The 21,985-nt window shown below is 56.3% G+C and carries 18 protein-coding genes; 4 read left to right on the top strand and 14 right to left on the bottom strand.

Features of this window, described 5'->3' with window-relative positions:
* Position 1: 1 nt before the first annotated feature.
* From NLK58_RS05970 to NLK58_RS05980, 3 genes are read left to right on the top strand one after another with little or no spacing between them, the layout of a single operon-like run.
* Positions 2-742 carry a DUF4194 domain-containing protein gene (locus NLK58_RS05970; RefSeq protein ID WP_303285411.1) on the top strand — a complete coding sequence of 247 codons (741 nt, stop codon included), beginning with the start codon at positions 2-4 and terminating at the stop codon, positions 740-742.
* Complete coding sequence (locus NLK58_RS05975) at positions 739-4,062, top strand: ATP-binding protein (RefSeq protein WP_341582283.1); 3,324 nt, start codon at positions 739-741, stop codon at positions 4,060-4,062. The genes NLK58_RS05970 and NLK58_RS05975 overlap by 4 nt, the downstream gene beginning before the upstream one ends.
* Entirely contained in the window at positions 4,046-5,191 is a 1,146-nt protein-coding gene (locus NLK58_RS05980) for a DUF3322 domain-containing protein (RefSeq protein WP_339754419.1), read from the top strand. The genes NLK58_RS05975 and NLK58_RS05980 overlap by 17 nt, the downstream gene beginning before the upstream one ends.
* A gap of 9 nt (positions 5,192-5,200) precedes the next feature.
* On the opposite strand, the gene tviB is transcribed toward NLK58_RS05980, so the two are convergent.
* From tviB to NLK58_RS06015, 8 genes are all read right to left on the bottom strand, one after another.
* Positions 5,201-6,463 (bottom strand): Vi polysaccharide biosynthesis UDP-N-acetylglucosamine C-6 dehydrogenase TviB, encoded by a 1,263-nt coding sequence (tviB, locus tag NLK58_RS05985; RefSeq protein WP_341582284.1) that lies wholly within the window; start codon positions 6,461-6,463, stop codon positions 5,201-5,203.
* Between the two features lie 85 nt (positions 6,464-6,548).
* Positions 6,549-6,740: a DUF2283 domain-containing protein gene (locus NLK58_RS05990; RefSeq protein ID WP_341582285.1), complete on the bottom strand. Its 192-nt coding sequence runs from the start codon at positions 6,738-6,740 to the stop codon at positions 6,549-6,551.
* Between the two features lie 584 nt (positions 6,741-7,324).
* A complete protein-coding gene (locus tag NLK58_RS05995) occupies positions 7,325-7,543 on the bottom strand; it encodes a hypothetical protein (protein WP_099616838.1) in 219 nt (72 codons plus the stop codon).
* A 420-nt stretch (positions 7,544-7,963) separates the two neighbouring features.
* Positions 7,964-9,511: a Fic family protein gene (locus NLK58_RS06000; RefSeq protein ID WP_341582773.1), complete on the bottom strand. Its 1,548-nt coding sequence runs from the start codon at positions 9,509-9,511 to the stop codon at positions 7,964-7,966.
* A 229-nt stretch (positions 9,512-9,740) separates the two neighbouring features.
* Entirely contained in the window at positions 9,741-10,106 is a 366-nt protein-coding gene (locus NLK58_RS06005) for a GxxExxY protein (RefSeq protein WP_273073124.1), read from the bottom strand.
* 149 nt (positions 10,107-10,255) lie between these two features.
* Positions 10,256-10,576, bottom strand: a complete 321-nt coding sequence (locus NLK58_RS06010; RefSeq protein WP_341582286.1) for a DUF2442 domain-containing protein — start codon at positions 10,574-10,576, stop codon at positions 10,256-10,258.
* Entirely contained in the window at positions 10,491-10,733 is a 243-nt protein-coding gene (locus tag NLK58_RS20590; RefSeq protein ID WP_376788070.1) for a DUF4160 domain-containing protein, read from the bottom strand. Before NLK58_RS20590 ends, NLK58_RS06010 begins: the two co-directional genes overlap by 86 nt.
* 10 nt (positions 10,734-10,743) lie before the next feature.
* Positions 10,744-12,279, bottom strand: a complete 1,536-nt coding sequence (locus tag NLK58_RS06015; RefSeq protein WP_341582287.1) for an MBL fold metallo-hydrolase — start codon at positions 12,277-12,279, stop codon at positions 10,744-10,746.
* Between the two features lie 144 nt (positions 12,280-12,423).
* On the opposite strand from NLK58_RS06015, the gene NLK58_RS06020 reads away from it, so the two are divergent.
* On the top strand, positions 12,424-13,575 hold the full coding sequence (locus tag NLK58_RS06020) for a hypothetical protein (protein ID WP_341582288.1): 1,152 nt from the start codon (positions 12,424-12,426) through the stop codon (positions 13,573-13,575).
* A 264-nt stretch (positions 13,576-13,839) separates the two neighbouring features.
* Here the strand turns inward: NLK58_RS06020 and NLK58_RS06025 are convergent, their stop codons facing one another.
* From NLK58_RS06025 to NLK58_RS06050, 6 genes are all read right to left on the bottom strand, one after another.
* The gene (locus NLK58_RS06025) at positions 13,840-15,783 is read right to left on the bottom strand and encodes a nucleoside-diphosphate sugar epimerase/dehydratase (RefSeq protein WP_341582289.1); all 1,944 of its coding nucleotides are present in this window, start codon (positions 15,781-15,783) and stop codon (positions 13,840-13,842) included.
* A 49-nt stretch (positions 15,784-15,832) separates the two neighbouring features.
* Positions 15,833-17,599 (bottom strand): SLC13 family permease, encoded by a 1,767-nt coding sequence (locus NLK58_RS06030; RefSeq protein ID WP_341582290.1) that lies wholly within the window; start codon positions 17,597-17,599, stop codon positions 15,833-15,835.
* Positions 17,600-17,603: 4 nt separating this feature from the next.
* The gene (gene cysC, locus NLK58_RS06035; protein WP_341582291.1) at positions 17,604-18,209 is read right to left on the bottom strand and encodes an adenylyl-sulfate kinase; all 606 of its coding nucleotides are present in this window, start codon (positions 18,207-18,209) and stop codon (positions 17,604-17,606) included.
* A gap of 160 nt (positions 18,210-18,369) precedes the next feature.
* Complete coding sequence (cysN, locus tag NLK58_RS06040) at positions 18,370-19,782, bottom strand: sulfate adenylyltransferase subunit CysN (protein ID WP_341582292.1); 1,413 nt, start codon at positions 19,780-19,782, stop codon at positions 18,370-18,372.
* Between the two features lie 113 nt (positions 19,783-19,895).
* On the bottom strand, positions 19,896-20,810 hold the full coding sequence (cysD, locus tag NLK58_RS06045) for a sulfate adenylyltransferase subunit CysD (RefSeq protein WP_341582293.1): 915 nt from the start codon (positions 20,808-20,810) through the stop codon (positions 19,896-19,898).
* 113 nt (positions 20,811-20,923) lie between these two features.
* A complete protein-coding gene (locus NLK58_RS06050; protein WP_341582294.1) occupies positions 20,924-21,889 on the bottom strand; it encodes a DHH family phosphoesterase in 966 nt (321 codons plus the stop codon).
* Positions 21,890-21,985: the final 96 nt, after the last annotated feature.

The raw sequence follows: 21,985 nt of genomic DNA on the forward strand, positions 1-21,985 counted from the left end.
CATGTCCGACTACTTTGACCGCCTGACCAGCCGGACAGACACTCCGGAAACAGGCGACACGCAGAAACAGGGTACCCCCTCACCGGCCCATGCCGAGGACACCCCGGCACCGACTGCGGAAACTGACCAGTACACCGCCACCAACCTGAAAACCACCGCCCAGGAACTGCTCAAATACGGCCTGCTGGAGGCGGATCGCAAACCCGGCCTTTACCAGGTAGCCACCGGTCAGACTGCCGCCATCAACCGGATTCTGGAGCCACTGGATCTGCGCCTCAAGGTGGACGACATCCGCGGCCTCGCCTTCCTGGTGGTATCCGAACAACTGTTCCGGGACGGCGAGGAAAACGACGACGAATGGTCCCACCCCCTGGTGCGCCGACAGCGACTGAACATGGAACAGTCCCTGCTGATTGCCATCCTGCGGCAGCACTTTATCGCCCATGAACAGGAAGCCGGGCTGGGTGCCGGCGACGCTGTCGTGGAGCTGGAAGAACTGATACCGCAGCTGCAACTCTACCTGGGTGACACCGGCAGCGACACCCGGGACCAGAAACGCCTGCGCAGCCTGATGGAGAATCTGAAAAACCACGGTATCGTCTCAGACATTGATGCCAACGATCAGGTCGTCATCCGCCCCATCATCACTCACCTGGCCAACCCGGAAAACCTGCAGAACCTGTTGCACCACTTCCGCAAGCTGGCCGGGCAGGCCGCTGACACGGACGGAGGCGAGTCATGAGCCTGCCCCGGAACGACCTGTTTGCCACCGAGGTTACCCCGCCCACCGCGTATATACTGACCCACCTGGACCTGTATAACTGGGGCCCGTTCGGTGGCCGGCACTGCGCGGAAATCGACCCCAGGGGTACCGCCATAATCGGTCCCACTGGCAGTGGCAAGACCACCCTGGTGGATGCCCTGATGACCCTGCTCACCCACCAGCCCCGCTACAACCTCGCCTCCACCGGCGGTCATGAAAGCGACCGGGACCTGATCTCCTATATTCGTGGCGTCTCCGGTGCAGGCAACAACAGTGGGGACAACAGCCATATCGCTCGCCCGGGCAAGACCGTAACCGCGGTCTGCGCCCGCTTTTCCAATAGCAACAAGGCCTTGCGCCTTGGTGCCTTATTCTGGGTGGATGGCAGCAGCTCCGCCACCAGTGACCTCAAGCGCCTGTGGCTGGTCTCGGAAAGGGACGACCAGGGCCTGGAGGACTGGCTGGCCATACACCACGAGGGCGGCGCCCGGGAACTCAAGCAGCACGCCCGGGACAACCCCGGCCTGCAGGCCAACGACAGCAAGAAAGCCTACCTCGCCCAGGTACGGCGGTTCTTCGAGGTGGGCGAAAATGCCTTCACCCTGCTCAACCGCGCCGCCGGCCTCAAGCAGCTCAACAGCATCGACGACATTTTCCGGGAGCTGGTGCTGGAAGACCACTCCGCCTTTGACCGGGCCTCCGAAGTGGCCAGCGAATTCGATGACCTCGCAGCCATTCACGGCGAACTGGAGACCGCCCGCAAACAGCACCAGTCGCTATTGCCCATTGCCGAAACCCACGAGAAGCACCAGGCCACCCGCACCGAGCTGGACCAGCAGCAAACCCTGAAGGATAACTTGCCGGTGTGGTTTGCCCAGGCGGGCTACCAGCTGTGGCGCAACCGTATCCTGAACCTGGATACACAGCTCGGGGAAAGCCAGAGCACCATCCATTCCCTGGAAACCACCGCGGCTGCCCTCAACAGCAAAGCCACCACACTCAAGGACATCTACCTGAAGGCAGGTGGTGCCAGCATCGAGCAGCTGCGGGAACAGATCAGCCTGCAACAGCGGTGGCTGGACGAGCGGGCCCGCGACTCCAGCGATTATCAATCCCTGACTCGCAAGCTCGGTTTGGATGACTCACTCTCCGCGGGCGCCCTCGCCGCCAACCAACAACAAGGCGCGACAAAGCTCCGGGAACTGTCGGCGCTGGAGGAGGAACAGGACGAGACAGTCCTGGACCTCCGGATCCACCAAGGCAAGCTTGCCGAAACCCTGACCGAACTCACCGGGGAGATCGACCGCATCAGGGCCAGGCCGGGCTCCAACATCGATGGCCGGTATCAGGAATTCCGCAGCGAGCTGGCCGAAGCACTGAACCTTGAGGAAGACAGCCTGCCTTTTGTGGCGGAACTGGTGGAGGTCAAACCGGAAGAAAGCACCTGGCGTGGTGCCATCGAGCGCGCCATCGGCGGGCACCGGTTGCGGCTACTGGTGCCACCCGCGGCCATGCAAACGGCCCTGAACCGAATCAACAGCCGAGAGAACCGGCTGCATGTGCGGTTATTGGAGGCCCAGGCACCCCAGACCCCGGCGCGGTTCCTGGAAGATGGCTTCACCCGCAAACTTAACTTCAAGGACCACCCTCACGGGGAAGCCCTGAAGCAGCTGCTGGCCGGTATCGACCGCCATTGCATCGACTCGCCGGAAACACTGCGCCAGACGCCCCACGGCATGACCATGCAGGGCCTCATGTCCGGCAAGAAGGGCTATTTCGAAAAGCGGGATAACCAGCGGCTGGACAAGGGCTGGATGACCGGCTTCAACAACCGGGACAGGCTGGCGGCCCTGGGCGACGAACTGACGGAAATCCGGCTGGCCGCCGGGCAGGTTGAGCAGCAGCTTAATACGGCACGGGCTGCCCTGAACGACACCAGGGATCAGATCAAGCTATACACCCTGCTCTCAGAGATCGATTTTGATGCCATCGACCTGCCCACAGCCCGGGCCGCACAGGACGAACTGCAGGCCCGCCTCGAATCCCTCACCGCTCCGGATTCGGACGTGGAAAAGGCACGGCAAGAGTATGAAACGGTCAACAGGCAACTGGAACAGACCCAGCAGGCGTTGTCTGGCGAACGAACCCGCCATGCCCTTCTGGAAGACAAGCGAAGCCAGGCCACCGACCGATGCAAAGACCTGCTGGACAGGATCGGCGACGGCCTGCCGGCTGAGCAGCAGGCCCTGGCGGATAAACATTTCACCCCGCCGAAAGCCGACCAGTACGACCATCTCGACCAGTTGGAACGAGCCCAGCGGGAACAGCTGGAACAGGATATCCGCCTTCTGAACAAACGGGTGCAGGGCTATGAACTGAGCCTGACCCAGCTGATGGAAAAAGCCCGGTCCATCGACACCGGCGCCCTGGCGGAAACCGGCAGCGATATTCGCGACATCCCGGAATACCTGGAGCGGCTGCGGGTGCTGGAAGAAGAAGCCCTGCCCCAGAAGCTGGAGCGATTCCTGAACTACCTGAACCAGTCCTCGGACCAGGGCGTGACCCAACTGCTGGCCCATATCCAGAACCAGGTGGCCATCATTGAGGAACGCATTGCGGACCTGAACGCCACCCTGAGGCGGGTGGACTTCCAGCCTGGCCGATACCTGCGGCTGGAACCCCGCCGGGTTACCCACGAGTCCCTGCGCACCCTGGAGCGGGCCCAGCGCCAGCTCCGCGCCGACGCCCTGAAGGATGACCAGGGCGAAAGCCATTTCCGCGCCCTGCAAAACATGGTGGGACTGCTGAGGGATGCCGCCGACAACAAACGCACCGTGGGTGCCCGGGCGTTACTGGACCCCCGCTACCGGTTGCAGTTCGAAGTATCGGTACTGGACCGGGACAGCAGCACGGTAATCGAAACCCGCACCGGCTCCCAGGGTGGAAGCGGCGGCGAGAAAGAAATCATCGCCAGTTACATCCTTACCGCGTCGCTCAGCTACGCCCTGTGCCCGGACGGTGCCACCCTGCCTCTGTTCGGCACCATTGTGCTGGACGAAGCTTTCTCGAAAAGCTCTCATGCAGTGGCAGGCCGGATTATCTCAGCCCTGAACGAATTCGGCCTGCACCCCCTGTTCGTTACGCCCAACAAGGAGATGCGGTTGCTGCGAGCCCATACTCGTTCTGCGATCCTGGTACACCGTAAGGAGCTCCAGGCCACCCTCACCTCCCTGAGCTGGGAAGAACTGGAAACCCACGCCGAACGCATGGCCCGGAAAGCCCATGAAATCCCCGGCTGAACTGGCCAGCCGCCTCGCCCGGCAATGGCAAAACGCTGACCTGCGGGAACAGCGCCTGCTCAATGCCGACACCTGGCCGCTACGAATCCCTATCAGCAAGCCCACCGGCGGCACTGTCCGGGATAATCCCGGCAGCGTTCGCCAGCATCTGCAGCGCTGGCGGGAAATCACCGTCGGAAAAACACAATGGCAACAGGTACGGTTCCGCAGCGCCAACGACAACGTGGAAATACCCGTTGCCTGGGTGCTTGCATCGCCCAGCGAATGGATACAGGCAACCGGCAACAGCGAAGTAAGGCGTGAATATCAACGGCTCAGCCGCCTGGCCGCAGCGCTGGATGAGCGCTTTCACTCATTGATTATCCGAAGGCGCAGCCTGGTGCTGGATAAACCTGAAACCGACGTTATCCGGTGCGGAAAACTGGCCCGGCAACTCAGCCCCGGCTGTGCGGCCGGCAAGCCCCTGCGGGCGCTGCCCCTGGCGGGTATCGACAGCAAGTTCTTCGAACGCAACCGCCAGCTGGTCGTGCGGATGCTGGACATCCTGTTCGATGGCCAGGTCAGCGAAACAGGCCTGGAAGCGTTTCTGGGTGCGGAGGATGAAGGCCATCACTGGCTGCTGGTCGCGGATCTGGAGGGTGGCCTTACGCCTTTTTCACAGTTCCGGGTCCGGGCCAGCGAACTGCAAAAGACGCCGCTACCGGGGCAACACCTGTTGCTGGTGGAGAACGAACGCTGCCTGCATCAGTTGCCACACACTCCCGGCACCATTGCGGTCCTCGGCTCCGGCCTGAACCTGTCCTGGCTAAAGGCCAGCTGGCTCGCCGAAAAAAACCTCGCCTACTGGGGCGACCTGGATACCTGGGGCCTGACCATGCTCGCGCGCGCCAGAAACCACCAGCCCCACCTTACGCCACTGCTAATGAACCAGGCGGTCTTCGAACAGTTCGCGAAAGAGAACGCCGTAGAAGAACCCCAACCCGCCGAATCCGTTGCTCCCACCGGCCTGACAACCGGCGAAGCCGAACTCTACAACGCGCTCCTGGAAGCAGAACGGGGCAGGCTGGAGCAGGAGTTTTTGCCCGAAGCGTTGGTGCAGCGGGCAATCGGGGAGTGGGTGGGGAAGTAGGAGAGTGTGTTACAACCGCAAATCCGCTTCACCCAACGGCAAAACACCCTTCAGATCAAACAAAACCCCATCGTCCTTCAAATACGCCCGCAGCTCCTTCGACGATTTTTCAGCGTATTCGCGATGGGGTACGGCCAGAAACACCGCATCATAGGCACCGGCTTTCGGGGCATCCACCAGAGAAATACCATATTCGTGCACGGCTTCCTCATTATCTGCCCAGCAATCCGTCACATCCACGGCACAACCGAAATCCTCCAGCTCGCGGATAACATCCACAACCCGGGTGTTTCGCAAATCCGGGCAATTCTCCTTAAAGGCCAGGCCCATCACCAGTACCTTTGAAGAAGCAACGGTGTGCCCGGTTTTTATCATGGCTTTAACAAGCTCGGCCGCTGCATACGGGCCCATGTTGTCGTTTACCCGGCGCCCGGCGAGGATAATTTCCGGGTGATACCCGATGGCCTGGGCTTTATGGGTGAGATAATACGGATCCACACCAATACAGTGCCCGCCAACCAGGCCGGGTTTGAAGGGCAGGAAATTCCACTTGGTAGCGGCGGCGGCCAGTACTTCATGGGTATCAATCTTCAGCCGCGCGAAGATCATCGAAAGCTCATTCATCAGCGCGATATTCAGATCACGCTGGGTATTCTCGATAACCTTTGCCGCCTCAGCCACCTTGATGGAACTGGCCTTATGGGTGCCGGCGGTAATAATGCCGGCATAAAGCGCATCCACTTCACTGGCAATCTCCGGAGTAGAACCGGAGGTGACTTTCATAATGCTGGCTACCCGGTGTTCTTTATCACCCGGATTAATACGCTCGGGGCTGTAACCCGCGTAAAAGTCCTGGTTGAACACCAGGCCGGAGACTTTCTCCAGAACCGGCACGCAGACTTCCTCGGTTGCACCCGGGTATACCGTGGATTCATAAATCACGATATCGCCCTTTTTCAAAACCTGGCCCACGGTTTCACTGGCTTTAACCAAGGGCGTTAAATCGGGCGTTTTGAATTCATCAATCGGTGTTGGCACCGTCACAATATAAATCTGGCAATCGCGAATGCCTTCAAGGTTATCCGTAAATGACAACCCGGATGAGACGGCTAATTCTTCCCGGGAAACCTCACGGGTAAAATCAACACCGTCTTTAAGGTCAGCAATGCGCTTACTGTTGATATCAAAACCGACGATTTCCCGTTTTTCGCCAAAAGCGGCCGCCAGGGGCAGCCCCACATACCCAAGACCAATGACTGCAATTTTCTTCATTTGAAATCCTTTCCCGGAATGTCCGATACCCTTTCAGAAGCATCATTTAATAAAGCGTTCGCCCACGATAGAGGCAAATCTTGGATCACGCCGCACAGTTCTTCACCAACGGCCAAGCACCGTTTTTCTCCGCATCAAGCACAATAACTTCAGCGATTGAGCCATCGTCCGCATAACTTATGTGGGTATTCCAATCTTGCGAAACTTCTTTCGCGATCTTTTTGTCGCTGAGATGGATTGTGAGAATATCATCTACTTCATCATAGGTTGTCCGCATTGCTCTCAGCCCTCCCATGAAAAATGGTGCATTGCCGTTTTCACTATCAGCTTGTCTTCAAGAGCTACCGGCACACACAACAAATTGTCAGAGCGTTCCTCAAATCAATGAGCAATCCATAATCTTTGCTCATCTTTATAACGAGTTTGCCCTTCCTCAATGACTAACGCCAGCTCAAGATCCGTTATAGACCGCGCACGCATCCTCTGCATTGCATGTCGCGTAATTCTGACTTCTCGACCAAAACGCTCTGAGTACAAAAAACCATCTCCTTCCATGGATAAACCTAGCTTGCAATCAAAACCTGCACTTCAGGTTACTCAACATTATCCAAGTGAAAAAAGGGGGCTGACCCCACGGGGTCAATGAAGTTGGGGTCTGACCCCACGGGGTCAGACCCCTTTTTCATCCATGAGTTAAGTCTCAACTCATGGCAGGAGCCAGTTACGCCAGAAGTAGCGCCGTGGTGGCTGATTTTAATCATGACAACATCCTTGTCAGTGAACTAGCTGTAAAAAGAAAGTCTCGCGACTGAGTGCAATGCTAAAACCTACCTCCACTGAGCCGCGTCAAACAAAAAACGTTCAGGCAACGTCTGAAAGTTGTTTTTCCAGGGTTTCTGGAAGCTCAAGGCGAGTGAACAGCTGAGCTGGATAGAGATAGTCTTCACCAGACTCATCAATTATGCGCATCATTCCGTGTGATGCGGCCGCCTCATCTTCAACCACCTGATACAGCTTCCTCGGTTCCAGGGAAGCTTCGAAGCCCTCGTTGTTGGTACAAACTGCAAAATGATGAGTCATAGGTTTACCCGAGAATTCGCTTGATCTTTATTTCCTTTTTGCCGATTCCAGAAGCTTCATACCAATGAATTTCGGCCTCCAAAACAGCTCAATCAGGCAACTCTATTGTGGCATCGCCTTTTCGCTTTCTCCACCGTCCGGGACCATAAGCCCTCTGGAGCCTCTGGAGCTCGCGAATGCCCGTACCTCGGGCAAACGTTTCGGGGTTTCGTACCCGCCCGATTATTCTGAAATACATTCGACCTCGTCCTTGAAGTTCATTGATTGAAAAGCCCGTGGAGGCATAAGCGCCTGCCTGAATCAGACCAAAACTCAGCAACCCAAACAAATAAATCGATTCAAAATCCTCATCAGCTCTTTTACTGAGCCGGTAACTTGCCATCTGCTTCTAGCCTCTCCCTGGCCGCCTGGCAAATAACCTTACTGCCCATCCTGCAGATCAGCAAAACCTTCGGCCACAGCCTGCTCTAATTCAGATGCAATGCCGGCCTGGGCCAGCACCGGAAATTCCTTCATCAATTTGCCACTGACCCGGCCATGCTGGCGTATCGCCCGGATCATCCGATCGATGTGTTCATCAGGGCCTTCAACCCAATCCTTGATCGCCTCGCGTGTACGGTACCAGGCCCTCTGAAAGGCAGCCTGATGGTGCATCTCGTGTTCCAGGGTGTGGCGAACGATCGCGAACAGATATTCTGCTTGTTCGGTCAAGTCGGGATAGCGCCAGACAGGTGCCGCCTCGTCATAGGCATTAAAAACAAAGTCTGATTCAATACCATCTGCATACGCCACGCGTTCGTGGGTGAAATCGACCGCATCACGGTAAGCCGACATCAATGGCCGGGAGTAGCGCTCAAGAATCCGATCATACTCGGCCCGCCTCACCGCCGAGGACGTTATCGCCGCTGACACAGGCAAAATAAAGGGCTCCGGCACCACGCCGTCGCGGCGGAGGGTATCATTCACCAGAAAACGGGAGATTCGCCCATTGCCATCCGCCAGCGGATGAATAAAAACAAACCCGAAGCTTGCTACGGCAGCGCGAACTAACGCCTCCCCCGGATCGGTTCGCGCCAGAAAACACTGTAACCCTTCCAGCATGCCTGGCAACCAATCCCAGTGCGGGCAGACGTAATGCACAACCGCTCCGTAATCGATTGAGCTGCTCCCAACAAAAACCGGAGATTGCCGCAGGCCCGTCCGGATCGTAGTGGTACCCAAGATAGCCGACTGAAATTCACTCAGGGCGCGCTCATCAAGGGGAGAGCCCAGCCGGCCACAATACTGCTCCATGGCGGTGGCAAAACGGCGTATGCGATCCCGATGCTGCCCTTCGTGCTCGATCGCGAAACTGGCTCGGCTCTCTTTAATGGTCAGCCACACCGCGCTACGGCGTAAGATATCCGGCCCGAACTCACCTTCCATCGCTGAAAGCTGGTCGGCGATCCCGTATTGGCGGGCCTCCAACAATGAAGTCGTGCGACGAACAAGCGGGCAGAATTCAGGGGTCCCCGGCAGGTTGTCATTAATCCGCCAGCGGCGGTTACGGCGCACCTCAGTGGCCGCCGTAACGTACAGTTCGGGATCCAGGGCATCACGATAGTTGCCACCGACACCCTCCACTGCCAGGGTATTGCCGGTTAGCCATTCGTAGAGAAAACCAGCACGCCGGGCATACTGGCCGGTAGGTTCAGAGCGTATCCAGTCAGCAAGCGCCTCTGCGGGCAATGCCCCAAACAACCTTGCCAGAAACTCCAGCGCCACCCCTTCGTGTTTTAAAGCGAAGGTCAGGTGCGCGCCCAGCGTGCCTTGCGGGCGCATCGCCTCTGTGTAGTATTCCAGGCGGCGGCCGGCCTGGTCGTAGGTTTGGCGCCTACGCCCGATACGGCTCTCCAGCGGCAGCGGCTGGATTGCCTGCACGTCGTAACGTGCTGCCAACCAGGCATAGCCAATTTCATCACCCGCCATCGTGCTCAAAATGATTATCCTGCCCAAAAAACGATTAAAACTGCCAGCTTTTCAGAAAAAACAATTCTAGCAGGTGCCGGTCACGATATATATCTGGCAATGGCGTCCCAGTAGGGCTTCAGATCCCAGTATATCCGGGGGAATTCCGCCGCCAGAGAAGAATCGACGACAATTTCCAGAGATCCCTGGTGAAGGAGGGGGCTGCCCTCCCATGAAAAACCCGGCCTGGTCATAACACCACCCGCTTTACCACAGCCTTTGGAAACGAAAAATTAACCAACAGACCAAGCTCTTTCCCTGTGGCTTTGAGGTAGTTGATTAACTGCGGCTCCGCCGATATCGGCATTTGCTTCTGGGCTTTAAGTTCGATGATGACGGCGTTCTCGACCAAAAGATCGACCCGGTGTTCGGCAATGGGCTCGCCTTTGTAGTGGATAACCACCGGCACTTCACACTGCACCGCCAACCCGGCAAACTGCAGCTCCTGAATCAACGCCTTCTGGTAGACCGACTCCAGAAAACCTGCTCCCAGATGCCGGTATACCTCATACACACAGCCGGTAATACGGTAGCAAAGCTCTTTTTCCTTGAGCATCTTATATCCTTATTTTTAAGAACATTTTTGCCACTAAATCCACGAAAGAACACGAAAGGGAAAGACAAGGAAGCCCTGACTTTTAATCAGTCAGTCTTTGTTCGTGTTCTTTCGTGGATTTAGTGGCAAAAATCTTTATCTTTTCCATGTCAGGCCGCGTGATCACGTTTTGGATGGGTTTGGTCGCCTTGGCCAGCCAGCAACCCCTGGATACTGATATCCTCATCCAACGAATCCCAGTGAATACCATGAACACTCAGTTCAAAGTCATCCCTGGCTTTTTGTTCCGCGTGCAGCAGACGTGGGAACCAGGCCAACGGAGCACCAATTGTGCGGCCGTCCGAAAGATTGACCCAAAGATTGTCTTCATCAAACCAGACTTTTTCAGGCGAAGTAGTCATGCCATGCATCCTCAAACCATTGTCGGTTTTGTTCTGTTCCTTCCAACAATACCCGAATCGTACGGGCATCAAAACCATCATTGCGAGCTAGCGATACAGCTGGAGACAGCCAGAACTTCGCTTCTTTGCCCGCAGATCGGACGTGAACATGAGCAGGCTCCAGTGGATTGCCTTCGTTCGAATAAAAAAAGAACCTGAAACCTTGGTACCTGAAAATAACTGGCATAAATATCTCGCTACTCGGGAATCAGAACCTTAGATTCAGGAAACAACTCTTCAAGCTTCGCCAGAAGTGCCGCCTTTGCCTCCTGATCTCCATGCACCACCCGAATCTCCCTCGGAGCCTGAGGAATACCCTGAACAAACCAGACTAGGTCACTCTGCCCCGCATGGGCCGAATAGCCTCCAACCTGATGAATGCGGGCCCGGATGTCATAACGCTCGCCATCCAGCTCAACCCAGCCACCCCGAGGACCAAAGGTCAGAATATCCCGCCCGGGCGTGCCGGCGGCCTGGTAACCCACAAACAACACATCATTGCGTTTATCACCAAGCATGGCCTTCAGGTAATTCACCACACGGCCACCGGCACACATGCCTGAACCCGCCAGAACCACACACGGGCGATGGGACCGGGCCAGGTAATCCACTGCGTTCAGGTGGTCTTCGTGGGAATTGATTACTGTGAGCTGTTCGAAGGACAGCGGATGCCGGCCCTTGCGAACCAGTTCGGTGGCTTCGGCGTCCCAGAATGGCTTCAGGTCTCGATAGATTCGCGTGAACTCTGCGGCGAGCGGCGAATCGATAATGATTTCCAGCGAGTCCCAGGTGAAGGAGGGGTCTGACCCCGTGGGGTCAGACCCCAATTTCATGCCCGCACCGACAGCACTGTCCCCAAACTCATGAATCAAACTCTCAATTTCGTAGAGTAATTCCTGAGTCCGCCCGATACTGAACGCCGGCACCAGCACGGTACCACCATCCGCCAACGCCCGCTCCAGAATTGCCTTGAGCCGAAGCCGCCGCGTGGCCCTGTCCTCATGGTCCTTATCACCATAGGTGCTCTCAATCACCAGCTGATCCGCCCGCTCCGGAGACTCCGGCGCGGGAAGCAACGGCGCATGGGGCGCGCCAAGATCGCCACTGAACACAATGCGCTCTTCTGAATCCCCCACACGGGCATCGCACTCCACATAGGCCGAGCCCAGAATATGCCCTGCCCTCTGCAACCGTACCGACAGTGAACAATTATCCTCGGAAAATACCGAATGCCACTGGCGATAGGAAACCGGAACCAGCCGGGAACGGATCAGCCCCAGAACCCGCTCAATCAGCTGCCTGTCCCGGGTAAATCCGATCTTCAGTGCATCTTCCAGAATCTCCGGCAACATAATGGCCGACGGCTCCGAGCAGATAATCGGCCCGTCAAAACCCGCTGCCAGCAGATAGGGAATGCGACCCACATGATCAATGTGTACATGGGTGACCACCAGCGCCCGGATATGGTCGATGGGGAAATCAATGGCGAGATCCGAAGCAGAAGCACCCCGCCCTTCGTCCTCGCCCTGGAACAGACCGCAGTCTATGAGGATGCCTGCGGAGCCTGAGCCGGTGAAGTTGGGGTCTGACCCCATGGGTTCGGGATCGGTGCCGGTGAAGTTGGGGTCTGACCCCACGGGGTCAGACCCCTTTTTCATCCCCGGAGTCAGAGTCAATTCGTGGCAGGAGCCGGTTACGCCAGACGTGGCGCCGTGGTGAAAAACCTCAATCATGACAACAACCTCCCTGTTTGCAGAGCTTCCCGTGGATCTTGAAATGGAGATATTCTAGTGTGGGCAGTGGTGACAGTAAACGTCATTTTCTGTAGCATCCATGGCCTAACCTTCACCCGATTTTCAGCGTACCAGTTCGCTTTCATGTCCCGAATCAAACCCCAGAAATCCCGCAAAAACTCCAAAGCCGCGAAAACAGCTGCACAGCCACTCCAGCGCGAATGGCAACGCATCGTCAACCTCAAGCAGAAAAACGAGCGGCTGGAACAGGAGCTGGAAGCGTTCATGCAACAGTGCATGGACGCCCTCCGCCATGATGAAGCGGAAATGATGGATGCCATCCTTCAACAAACGAAACATCTTGCCGGATTTCTCTCGCGCAAATCCCTCGCTCAGTGGCAAAAAGTCGAACTGCTCGAATGGATACACCAGAACATTCTACAAGTGACCAACAGCCCGTTTTGTGACCAGGCTCAACTGCTGGATCTCAGCAGTTTTTTCGAAGGCCTTCAGCAATCGCTCGGACCTGGGGAACCGCCCCCTACCCCCGAACAACCCACGAACAAGCCAAAACCGGGCCAATGCCATCACCAGCGGGCACGCCAGGATACAGCCACGGAGGATATGTTCGAGGACTTATTTGCGGATTTTGAACAGGAACCGCAGCCAGAACCCGACAGAAGCGCCGGCCCGGATGCCGAGACAGACGATTCCGGCTACTGGGAGCAGCTGTTCGAAGATTTTATTCGTGAAGAAGAGGAAGCCGAACAGGCCAGACAATCGGACACCAACGGCCTGCGGCAACTGCTGAAAAAGTCTTCCATCAATAACCTGTTCCGCCAGCTTGCGAGAGTGCTCCATCCGGATCGTGAACAGGACGAAAGCCGGAAAGCGCAGCGGCATGAACAGATGAGCCAGCTTCTTAAAGCGCGCGAGCAGAACGACCTCTTCACGCTGTTTAGCCTTTACGAGGAGCACATGGGGCAGTCCCCGCTGGAGTCGCTGTCCGAAGACACTGATAACGACCTGCTTGCACTCCTCAAAGCCCACACCCAGGAATTGCGGGAACAGCAGGAAACACTAATATACGCCGACCCGCTCCGGGGCTTGCTCTACGATCACTTCTACGACAAAAAGCCGAAGTCCAGAGCCCGAAACCTGCAACAATATTGCGCAAAGCTGCGCAAAATAATCGACAACGAGCGACAGATTACCCGCTCCATAACCAGTGTCGCCACGCTCAAGCCATACCTGGAAGCGCGTTACAATCAGATGCCGCCGATAGATTTCCTGTGACCGGTGACTGACGAGGATGGGGTCAGATGAACTTTTCATCTGACCCCAAATTTACAAGTGAAGGAGGGGTCTGACCCCACGGGGTCAGACCCCTTTTTCATCCCCGGAGTAAGAGTCAACTCATGGCAAGACCCAGTAACCCCAATAGTAGCCCCATGGTGCAAAATATCAATCATCGCCAACATTCCCTGTTGAATAACAAAAACGGAGGCCATCAGGCCCCCGCTACCAATTCAGAATTAATTCACAACCTGAAATTACACATCAGCCCAAAGGCAACCTTCGCACCTTGCCCGCCTTCCAGGCCTCACTTAACCGCTCCTGATTGCCGTTGCACCAAACCAGATCTGCGACGCCACTATTCGGAGCAAACCCCGCAGGTGCGGTTTTCAAAATCTCCAGTATTTCCAGACAATCAAACTCATGGCTGGCCCGCATCAATCGATTCAGGGTCTGCTCCACCTCATCCCAGGCCATGGAAACCTCCCGGGCCATCATGATGCGCGGGTGGGCTGTGCCCTGAGGATCATCACCAATCAATAGTTCCTCAAAGAGTTTTTCACCCGGCCGTAGCCCGGAGAAGACTATCTCGATATCTCCATCAGGCCGCTCGTCGGTTTTCTCCATCAACCCCATCAGGTGAATCATCTTGCGAGCCAGGTCGGCAATCTTCACCGGCTCCCCCATATCCAGTACAAACACTTCACCGCCCTGGCCCATGCTGCCCGCCTGAAGCACCAGCTGGCTGGCCTCAGGAATCGTCATGAAGTAACGGATAATATCCGGGTGGGTCACCGTTACCGGGCCGCCATCGCGGATCTGGTCCCGGAACAACGGCACTACGGAGCCGGAGGAACCCAGCACATTACCAAACCTAACCATCGAAAAAATGGTCCCGGACTGTCTCTGGGCCAGGCCCTGTAGCACCAGCTCCGCCATGCGTTTGCTTGCACCCATCACATTGGTCGGGCGTACGGCTTTGTCTGTAGAAATCAGCACGAAGCGCTTCACGCCAGCCGCGATAGCCGCTTCCGCAACATGGAAGGTGCCGAACACATTATTCTGAACACCTTCGATCAGGTTGTGCTCTACCAGCGGTACATGCTTATAAGCCGCAGCGTGGTAAACCGTTTCAATGGCAAAACTGCGCATGGCAGCCTCGCACCGCCTGCGATGGGTAACACTTCCCAGCAATGGAAGAATCTCAACCCTCAGCCCCTCAATATGGTTGATAGCCTGGAGCTCCCGCTCAATGGCATAGAGGGAAAACTCGGACTGGTCAAACAACACCAACCGGGAGGGGCGATGCAGAATGATCTGCCGACACAATTCCGAGCCGATGGATCCCCCGGCACCAGTGACCATCACAGCTTTGCCATACAGACTGGCGGCCACCTGGGCGTTATCTGGCTGGACCGGATTACGGCCCAGCAGGTCTTCAATCTCGAGATCCCGGATATCATTGATTCGGGCTTGGCCGGCTACCAACTCGGACATGGTAGGAACTGTCTGGACAGGAATTGCCAAAGGCTCCAGCTTTTTCAGGAGGCGTTTGCGATCAATCCCGGAGTCAGCGTCCAGTGCCAGTAAAAGCCTTTTGATCCGATGTTCTTTTACGGCGCGTTCGATGTAACTGATGTCGTAGACAGGGATGCCATTAATCAGCGCCCGGTGATTCCCTTTAAGTAACGTAATGAACACCGACGGGTGATACTCTGTGCCCTGATCCAACGCATTTGCCAGCTGCAAACCGGTTTCACCAGCACCGACAATGGCCACGAACTGCTTGTTACAATACCTGGGGCGGTGCACCAGCATCCGCACTGTCATTCGGGTGCCGCTCACAAAAATAAATGCCAGAGCAGCGTATATTACTGGAACCGAGCGCGGCACCAACACTTCAAGCCAATAGCCAAGCAGTATCAGCGTGACAGCAGAAACACTGATCCCGGAAAAAACCGTTATAAAGGCCCGGTCGCTCAGGTAGCGAATCACCGCACGATACAAACCTAACCTGATGAAAACCGCAATCGTAAAGATGACCGTCAGCCCGGAAACAACGATATGCTCACGGGTCGGCACCCAGAGTTGCTGGTCCAGTCTTAAAGAAAACGCAGCATAGAGTGCTAAGAAAAGGGCCACAGAGTCAGCTGCGACGGAAATCACGCGCTTGTGAAAACGGGGCAAATTCAGGAATTTTTCGAACATGGCTGTCCTTCACCAGTGTTGGCACATAGGAATAGTAAGCTATTCCCTATCAGAACGACCATACCATCGGGATTAACATTATTGCAGTTACGCCAACCAAAACGCTCAGAGGCAAGCCTATTCGCACATAGTCTAAAAACTGGTAGCGCCCTGGGCCGTACACCATAAGATTGGTCTGATAACCGAGCGGGGTCACAAAAGAAGCCGACGCCGCAAACATCACGGCAACCGCAAACGGCAGAAAGCTCACTCCCAACTGCTCAGAAACCGCCAGAGCGATGGGAAACATCAAGACCGCCGCGGCATTATTGGTAATCACCTCAGTAAACGCCGCGGTGAGCAAATAAATCAACGCCAACGCCACCCAAGGTGTCAGGCCGCCAAACCCCAGCAACCCGTTTGCCACCCAGACAGCAGCGCCGGTTTCTGTCATCGCATTGCCCAATGCAAAAGAGGCGGCAATCACTACCAACACCGGCAAATCGACACTACGCCGGGCCCGGCTGGCGGTAATACAGCCGGAGACAATCATCGCTCCGGCTGCGAGGAATGCTGCTTCCATGATCTGCAAAAGCCCCGAGGCACTCACCAACACCATCAGCGCCAGTATCCCCATCGCCCGCGGCGCCTTGCGGAAATCCGGCGGTGTGGAATCATTCAGCGCACTGACGAGCAGGAAGTCCCGCCGAAACCGGTACTGCTCCACAAACTGATGGCTGGCCTCCAGCAACAGGGTATCGCCCATACGGAAGGTAATATCCCCCAGCTTACCCGGCACCCGCTTGCCTTCGCGGGACAAGGACAAAATCACAGCGTTGAACCGGGTACGGAAGCGACTATCGCGAATCGTCTTGTTCAGTGCCGGGAATTCCGGGCCAAGGACCACCTCAACCAGACAACGCTGATGGTTTTCCACGTCGAGCTTATGCACGCTGCCGTTGGCCGGCTTTAGCCCCTGAATACGGCGCAACTCACTGGCACATTCGGGCGCTCCCACAAAATACAGCCGGTCACCGGCCTGGAGGGTCCGGTCCGGCTCTACGGCAGTAATCAGCCGGCCACCGCGGTCAATCTCGGTGAGATATCCGTAACTCAAAGCCCTCAGGCCGGCTTGGGCGATGGTCTTGCCCACCAGTGGCCCGGGGCCCATTACCTCTACCTCAACCCCGTATTCACGTACCTGGTCAAGTTCTTCGGTGACACCACCACGATCCGGCAATATCCGGGAGGCAAACAGAACAAGAAACGTACCACCCACAATCAGCAGTGGTACTCCCACCCAGGCCAACTCGAACAATCCCAGATTGATACCAAGCCGGGTCTGAAGCATCCCGTCCACCACCAGGTTGGTACTGGTGCCAATCAAGGTGCAGGTGCCCCCGAGAATAGCGGCATAACTGAGAGGCAACAGCAGTTTGGACGCGGGAACACCCAGGCGCTGAGCCCAATCCTGGATGGCAGGAATGAACATGGCCACCACGGCGGTGTTATTCATAAAAGCGCTGAGAACACCCGTGGGCGCGATCATTCGAAGCTGGGCACCTTTCTCGGTTTTCGGGTGCCCCAGTAACCGGCGGGCAATCCACTGCACCGCCCCGGTTTCCTTCAGTCCTGCCGCCACCACATACAGGGTTGCAATGGTTATCACACCCGGGTTGCCAAACCCCGCCAAAGCCTCAGCCGGCCCCAGGATCCCCGAAATCAACAGAAACGCTAAAGCCGTCATCAGAACCAGGTCGGCAGAAATACGGGTAAGTGCAAGCGCCGACAACACCGAAAACAGTGTTGCCAGGGTCACAATGCCTTGCCATTCCACGGAGTTAGTCCTTGTGGGTGATCAGTTCCCGCTCAAGCAGGTAGGCAATGAGAGAATCAACACATTCCTCCACCGAGTGCCGGGAAGTATCCAGCCGAATCTCAGGGTGTGCCGGCACCTCGTAAGGCGAGTCGATCCCAGTGAAGTGCTTTATCTCGCCCGAACGGGCCTTCTGATAAAGCCCCTTCGGGTCACGCTCTTCACAGGTAGCCAGCGGCGCATCCATGAACACTTCAATGAACTCGCCCGCCGGGAACAACTTCCGAACCAGGCGCCGGTCACTGGTGAACGGAGAAATGAACGCACTCATTACGATCAGGCCAGCGTCTGCAAAGAGCTTGCAAACCTCACCCACGCGGCGAATGTTTTCTTCCCGGTCATCGTCGGAAAAGCCCAGATCCTTGCACAAACCGTGGCGAACGTTATCACCATCCAGCAGAAACGTGTGATAGCCACGCTTATGCAGCGCGACATCAAGCGCGTTGGCAATGGTGGACTTGCCCGAACCGCTCAGGCCAGTGAACCAAAGCAGGCAAGGTTTTTGGTTTTTATTAACCGAACGCTCCGCACGGGTGATTTTGTGATCGTGCCAGACAATGTTATTTGCCAAAACTTTTATCCTTTATTTTTTGCCACGGACACTCACGGACCCACACGGACGCAATACAAAAATCAGTCATTTTTTGTCCGTGAGCGTCCGTGAGTGTCCGTGGCTACTATTCAGATTGCAGGTCTGATTAGAGGCGAAGCCTCGTAATCCGACAGCCAGGTCAAACCGGCTTACAACCCCACTCCGGATAATTCTCCCGAATAAACCGATTCAGGTTGCGCTCCGCTTCGGTGTATTCCCGTTCAGTCACGGCTCCAGCGCCACCCAGCGCCCGCTCCACCATACCCGCCGCCACAGTCACATTGGTCAGCTTATCAATCAGGATAAAGCTACCAGTTCCTGGATGATGCTGATAATCCTCAACCACGACCGGCTCGGAAAGCTCCACATCACACAGGCCAATGGCATTCAACTCAAGGCCACCTTCGGTCTCCGGATAGCGCTCCAGGGTATTTACATCAATCTCTTCGAGGACCTCGTTGACATAACAATTGGTCACCCGGGTCCCGATCTTGATGCCGTATTCACGGCCGGGTTTCAGCGCTTGCTCATTCATCCAGACAATGTGGGCGGCAAAGCGGTTGCCCAAGGCAGGCTTGCTGTTGGCGTGTACCAGCAGATCACCCCGGGAAATATCCACCTCGTCTTCCAGGGTCAGCGTAATGGCATCCCCCGGCCAGGCCCGATCAATCTCCCCTTCATAATTGTGAATGGCTTTCACCCGGGAGGTCTTTCCAGAAGGCAGCACCGCCACCTCATCGCCCTTGTGCACCACGCCACTGGCCAGCGTACCGCAATAGCCCCGGAAGTCCAGGTTGGGCCGGTTTACATACTGCACCGGAAAACGCAGGTCGGTCACGTTCTGGTCTTCCAGAACCTCCACCTGCTCCAGAATGTTCATCAGGGTTTCACCATGGTACCAGGGCGTCTGTTCGCTGCGGTTCACCACGTTATCGCCATCCAGAGCGGAGATCGGCACGTAGTAAACATCTTCCAGGCCAAGCTGGGTCGCCAGTTTCTGGTATTCCTCGCGGATGTTGTTGAACACCTCCTCCGAGAAGTCCACCAGATCCATCTTGTTGATCGCCACCACCACATGCTTCAGGCCCAGAAGGCTAACAATAAAGCTGTGCCGGCGGGACTGGGTGAGCACGCCTTTGCGGGCATCAATCATCACCACCGCCAGATCACAGGTAGAGGCACCGGTGGCCATGTTGCGAGTGTATTGCTCATGGCCCGGGCAGTCGGCAATGATGAACTTGCGCTTATCCGTGGAGAAATACCGGTAAGCCACATCAATGGTAATGCCCTGCTCCCGTTCGGATGCCAGGCCGTCCACCAGCAAAGCCAGATCCAGCGACTCACCGGCATTGCCCTGTCGCTCACTGTCTTTGTGCAGGGCCGCCAGATGATCCTCAAAAATCAGCTTGGAATCAAACAGCAGGCGGCCAATCAGGGTGGATTTGCCATCATCAACGCTGCCACAGGTCAGAAAGCGCAGCAGGTCCTTGTTCTCATGCTGGTCCAGGTACGCGAGGATATCGGATTCAATCAATGTAGATGCGTGAGACATTGTAAATTCAACTTGAGAGTCTGGAGTGAACACGGGGTCAGAAGAAGTTTTCTTCTGACCCCAACTTCATGGCATTTACGGGGTCAGATGAACGCTTTCATCTGACCCCAATTTCAGAAATACCCTTCACGCTTCTTCTGCTCCATAGAAGCAGCAGAATCATGATCAATAACCCGCCCCTGCCTTTCGGATGTCTTGGTCAACAGCATCTCCTGGATAATCTCCGGCAATGTGGCGGCCTCAGACTCCACGGCACCGGTCAGTGGATAACACCCCAAAGTACGGAAGCGCACCATCTTCATTTCCGGCTTTTCGCCGGGCTCCAGCGGCATGCGATCATCATCCACCATAATCAGGGTGCCATCGCGCTCAACCACCGGACGTTCGGCGGCGTAATACAGTGGCACAATGTCGATGTTTTCCAGGTAGATGTATTGCCAGATATCCAGCTCCGTCCAGTTGGAAAGCGGGAATACACGAATGCTTTCGCCTTTATTCACCTTACCGTTATAGAGGTTCCAAAGTTCCGGGCGCTGGTTTTTCGGGTCCCAACGGTGGAACTTGTCACGGAACGAGTACACCCGCTCCTTGGCGCGGGATTTCTCCTCATCCCGGCGTGCGCCACCAAAGGCGGCATCAAAGCCGTACTGGTCCAGCGCCTGCTTGAGGGCCTGGGTTTTCATCACATCGGTATGCTTGGCACTGCCATGGGTGAAGGGTCCGATGCCCTGGGCCACACCTTCCTGATTGGTGTGCACAATCAGCCTCAGCCCCAGGCGCTGTGTCAGTTCGTCCCGGAATTTGATCATCTCGCGGAACTTCCAGGTGGTGTCCACGTGCATCAGCGGAAACGGTGGCTTGCCAGGCGCAAAGGCCTTCATGGCCAGGTGCAGCATGACGGCAGAATCTTTACCGATGGAATACAGCATCACCGGGTTATCAAACTCAGCCGCCACTTCACGGATGATGTGAATCGACTCTGCCTCAAGCTGCTTGAGGTGGGTTTTCTTCGGGGGAGTTAAAGTCATTACTCTTCCATTTATTTGTTTGGCCACGGACACTCACGGACCCACACGGACGAAAAACAAAAACTATTCATTTCTTTGTCCGTGAGCGCCCGTGAGTGTCCGTGGCAAAAAAATCACTGATCCCAAAAGCTGGCCATCACGCCAACAAACGCATCCAGCTGCTCTGCCGGCAAATCATTAATCCCGGCCGCTGCCTTCCGGCCGCCACCAGTCGGAAACTGCCGCGCCACGTCATCAGCCCCGGTGCGGTTGTTCAGCGGTGCACGAATACTCACCAGATAACTATCGGTGGCCGTATCGGTCACAATCGCACAGGCTTTGTCCGGATGGCGGTTGGCCAGTTCGTTGCCGAGCACGCCGCTCACTCGCCGGGCCCAGGCTTCATCGGGCAACTTCACAACCAGCGACGTTGCAGTCTCACTCAGTACCGGCGCAGCCAGGCCTTTGGCCATATCCTCAGCATAACCATCCCGAAGCTGCTGCCATTCAGCCGGCTCCGAAGCAATTAAATCCAACGGGTCTTCAAACTTCACAAACGCCCGGTATACATCCGCCGGGTGAAAGTGCAAGTCCTCCACCGTGGCGCCGTAGCCATTGTAATTGATACAAACACCCAGAGTTTTTAGCGCATCCGCCTGTTCATCACTCAGGCCGGCCTTTCCCGCCAGTTCGTAAGCCACCGCATTCAGGTTATCCCCGAACGCGGCCGCAATGGCCCAGTTATGGAACTGACCATTCAGGTGCTGGTCCACCAGCAGGCTGGTACAAGTGGTGGGCTGGGTATCAATCAGCGCGGTAAACCCGGGGTGGTCCGGAAGCGTATCACCGGGGAAATGGTGGTCCACATAAAACACGGAACAGCCCGCGGCCAGCAGGCCATCTACGGCTTCGCGGTTTTTGTCGAGACTGATGTCCAGAATGTTGACCCGGGCTGGCGAATCAACCGGCACATTCCGGGCAAGCGCAATATCGCGCTTCACACCGGTAATCAGCGTGGAATCGCAGGGCCGGGCCAGGCGAAGCTGAATCAGGGCGCAGATGCCATCTGCATCACCGTTGAATATGTCGTAGGTTTGCATAGGTTCTCTTTGAAGATCCGGGAAATTTTTGCCACGAAATCCACCAAATCCACGAACAAAGGTGAATCACTTGAGGAACAAGTAGCGTTATTTGCT

Source organism: Marinobacter metalliresistant, assembly GCF_038098645.1.
Lineage (GTDB): Bacteria > Pseudomonadota > Gammaproteobacteria > Pseudomonadales > Oleiphilaceae > Marinobacter > Marinobacter metalliresistant.

What these genes read in the sequence shown, in the direction of transcription:
- tviB (WP_341582284.1), bottom strand. Translation starts at nt 6,463, where the DNA reads ATGAAGAAAATTGCAGTCATTGGTCTTGGGTATGTGGGGCTGCCCCTG.
- NLK58_RS06005 (WP_273073124.1), bottom strand. Translation starts at nt 10,106, where the DNA reads ATGCTCAAGGAAAAAGAGCTTTGCTACCGTATTACCGGCTGTGTGTAT.
- NLK58_RS05995 (WP_099616838.1), bottom strand. Translation starts at nt 7,543, where the DNA reads ATGACTCATCATTTTGCAGTTTGTACCAACAACGAGGGCTTCGAAGCT.
- NLK58_RS06025 (WP_341582289.1), bottom strand. Translation starts at nt 15,783, where the DNA reads ATGTTCGAAAAATTCCTGAATTTGCCCCGTTTTCACAAGCGCGTGATT.
- NLK58_RS06015 (WP_341582287.1), bottom strand. Translation starts at nt 12,279, where the DNA reads ATGATTGAGGTTTTTCACCACGGCGCCACGTCTGGCGTAACCGGCTCC.
- NLK58_RS06010 (WP_341582286.1), bottom strand. Translation starts at nt 10,576, where the DNA reads ATGCCCGTACGATTCGGGTATTGTTGGAAGGAACAGAACAAAACCGAC.
- NLK58_RS06020 (WP_341582288.1), top strand. Translation starts at nt 12,424, where the DNA reads ATGTCCCGAATCAAACCCCAGAAATCCCGCAAAAACTCCAAAGCCGCG.
- cysN (WP_341582292.1), bottom strand. Translation starts at nt 19,782, where the DNA reads ATGTCTCACGCATCTACATTGATTGAATCCGATATCCTCGCGTACCTG.
- NLK58_RS06000 (WP_341582773.1), bottom strand. Translation starts at nt 9,511, where the DNA reads ATGGCGGGTGATGAAATTGGCTATGCCTGGTTGGCAGCACGTTACGAC.
- NLK58_RS05980 (WP_339754419.1), top strand. Translation starts at nt 4,046, where the DNA reads ATGAAATCCCCGGCTGAACTGGCCAGCCGCCTCGCCCGGCAATGGCAA.
- NLK58_RS05970 (WP_303285411.1), top strand. Translation starts at nt 2, where the DNA reads ATGTCCGACTACTTTGACCGCCTGACCAGCCGGACAGACACTCCGGAA.
- NLK58_RS20590 (WP_376788070.1), bottom strand. Translation starts at nt 10,733, where the DNA reads ATGCCAGTTATTTTCAGGTACCAAGGTTTCAGGTTCTTTTTTTATTCG.
- NLK58_RS05975 (WP_341582283.1), top strand. Translation starts at nt 739, where the DNA reads ATGAGCCTGCCCCGGAACGACCTGTTTGCCACCGAGGTTACCCCGCCC.
- NLK58_RS06050 (WP_341582294.1), bottom strand. Translation starts at nt 21,889, where the DNA reads ATGCAAACCTACGACATATTCAACGGTGATGCAGATGGCATCTGCGCC.
- cysD (WP_341582293.1), bottom strand. Translation starts at nt 20,810, where the DNA reads ATGACTTTAACTCCCCCGAAGAAAACCCACCTCAAGCAGCTTGAGGCA.
- NLK58_RS05990 (WP_341582285.1), bottom strand. Translation starts at nt 6,740, where the DNA reads ATGCGGACAACCTATGATGAAGTAGATGATATTCTCACAATCCATCTC.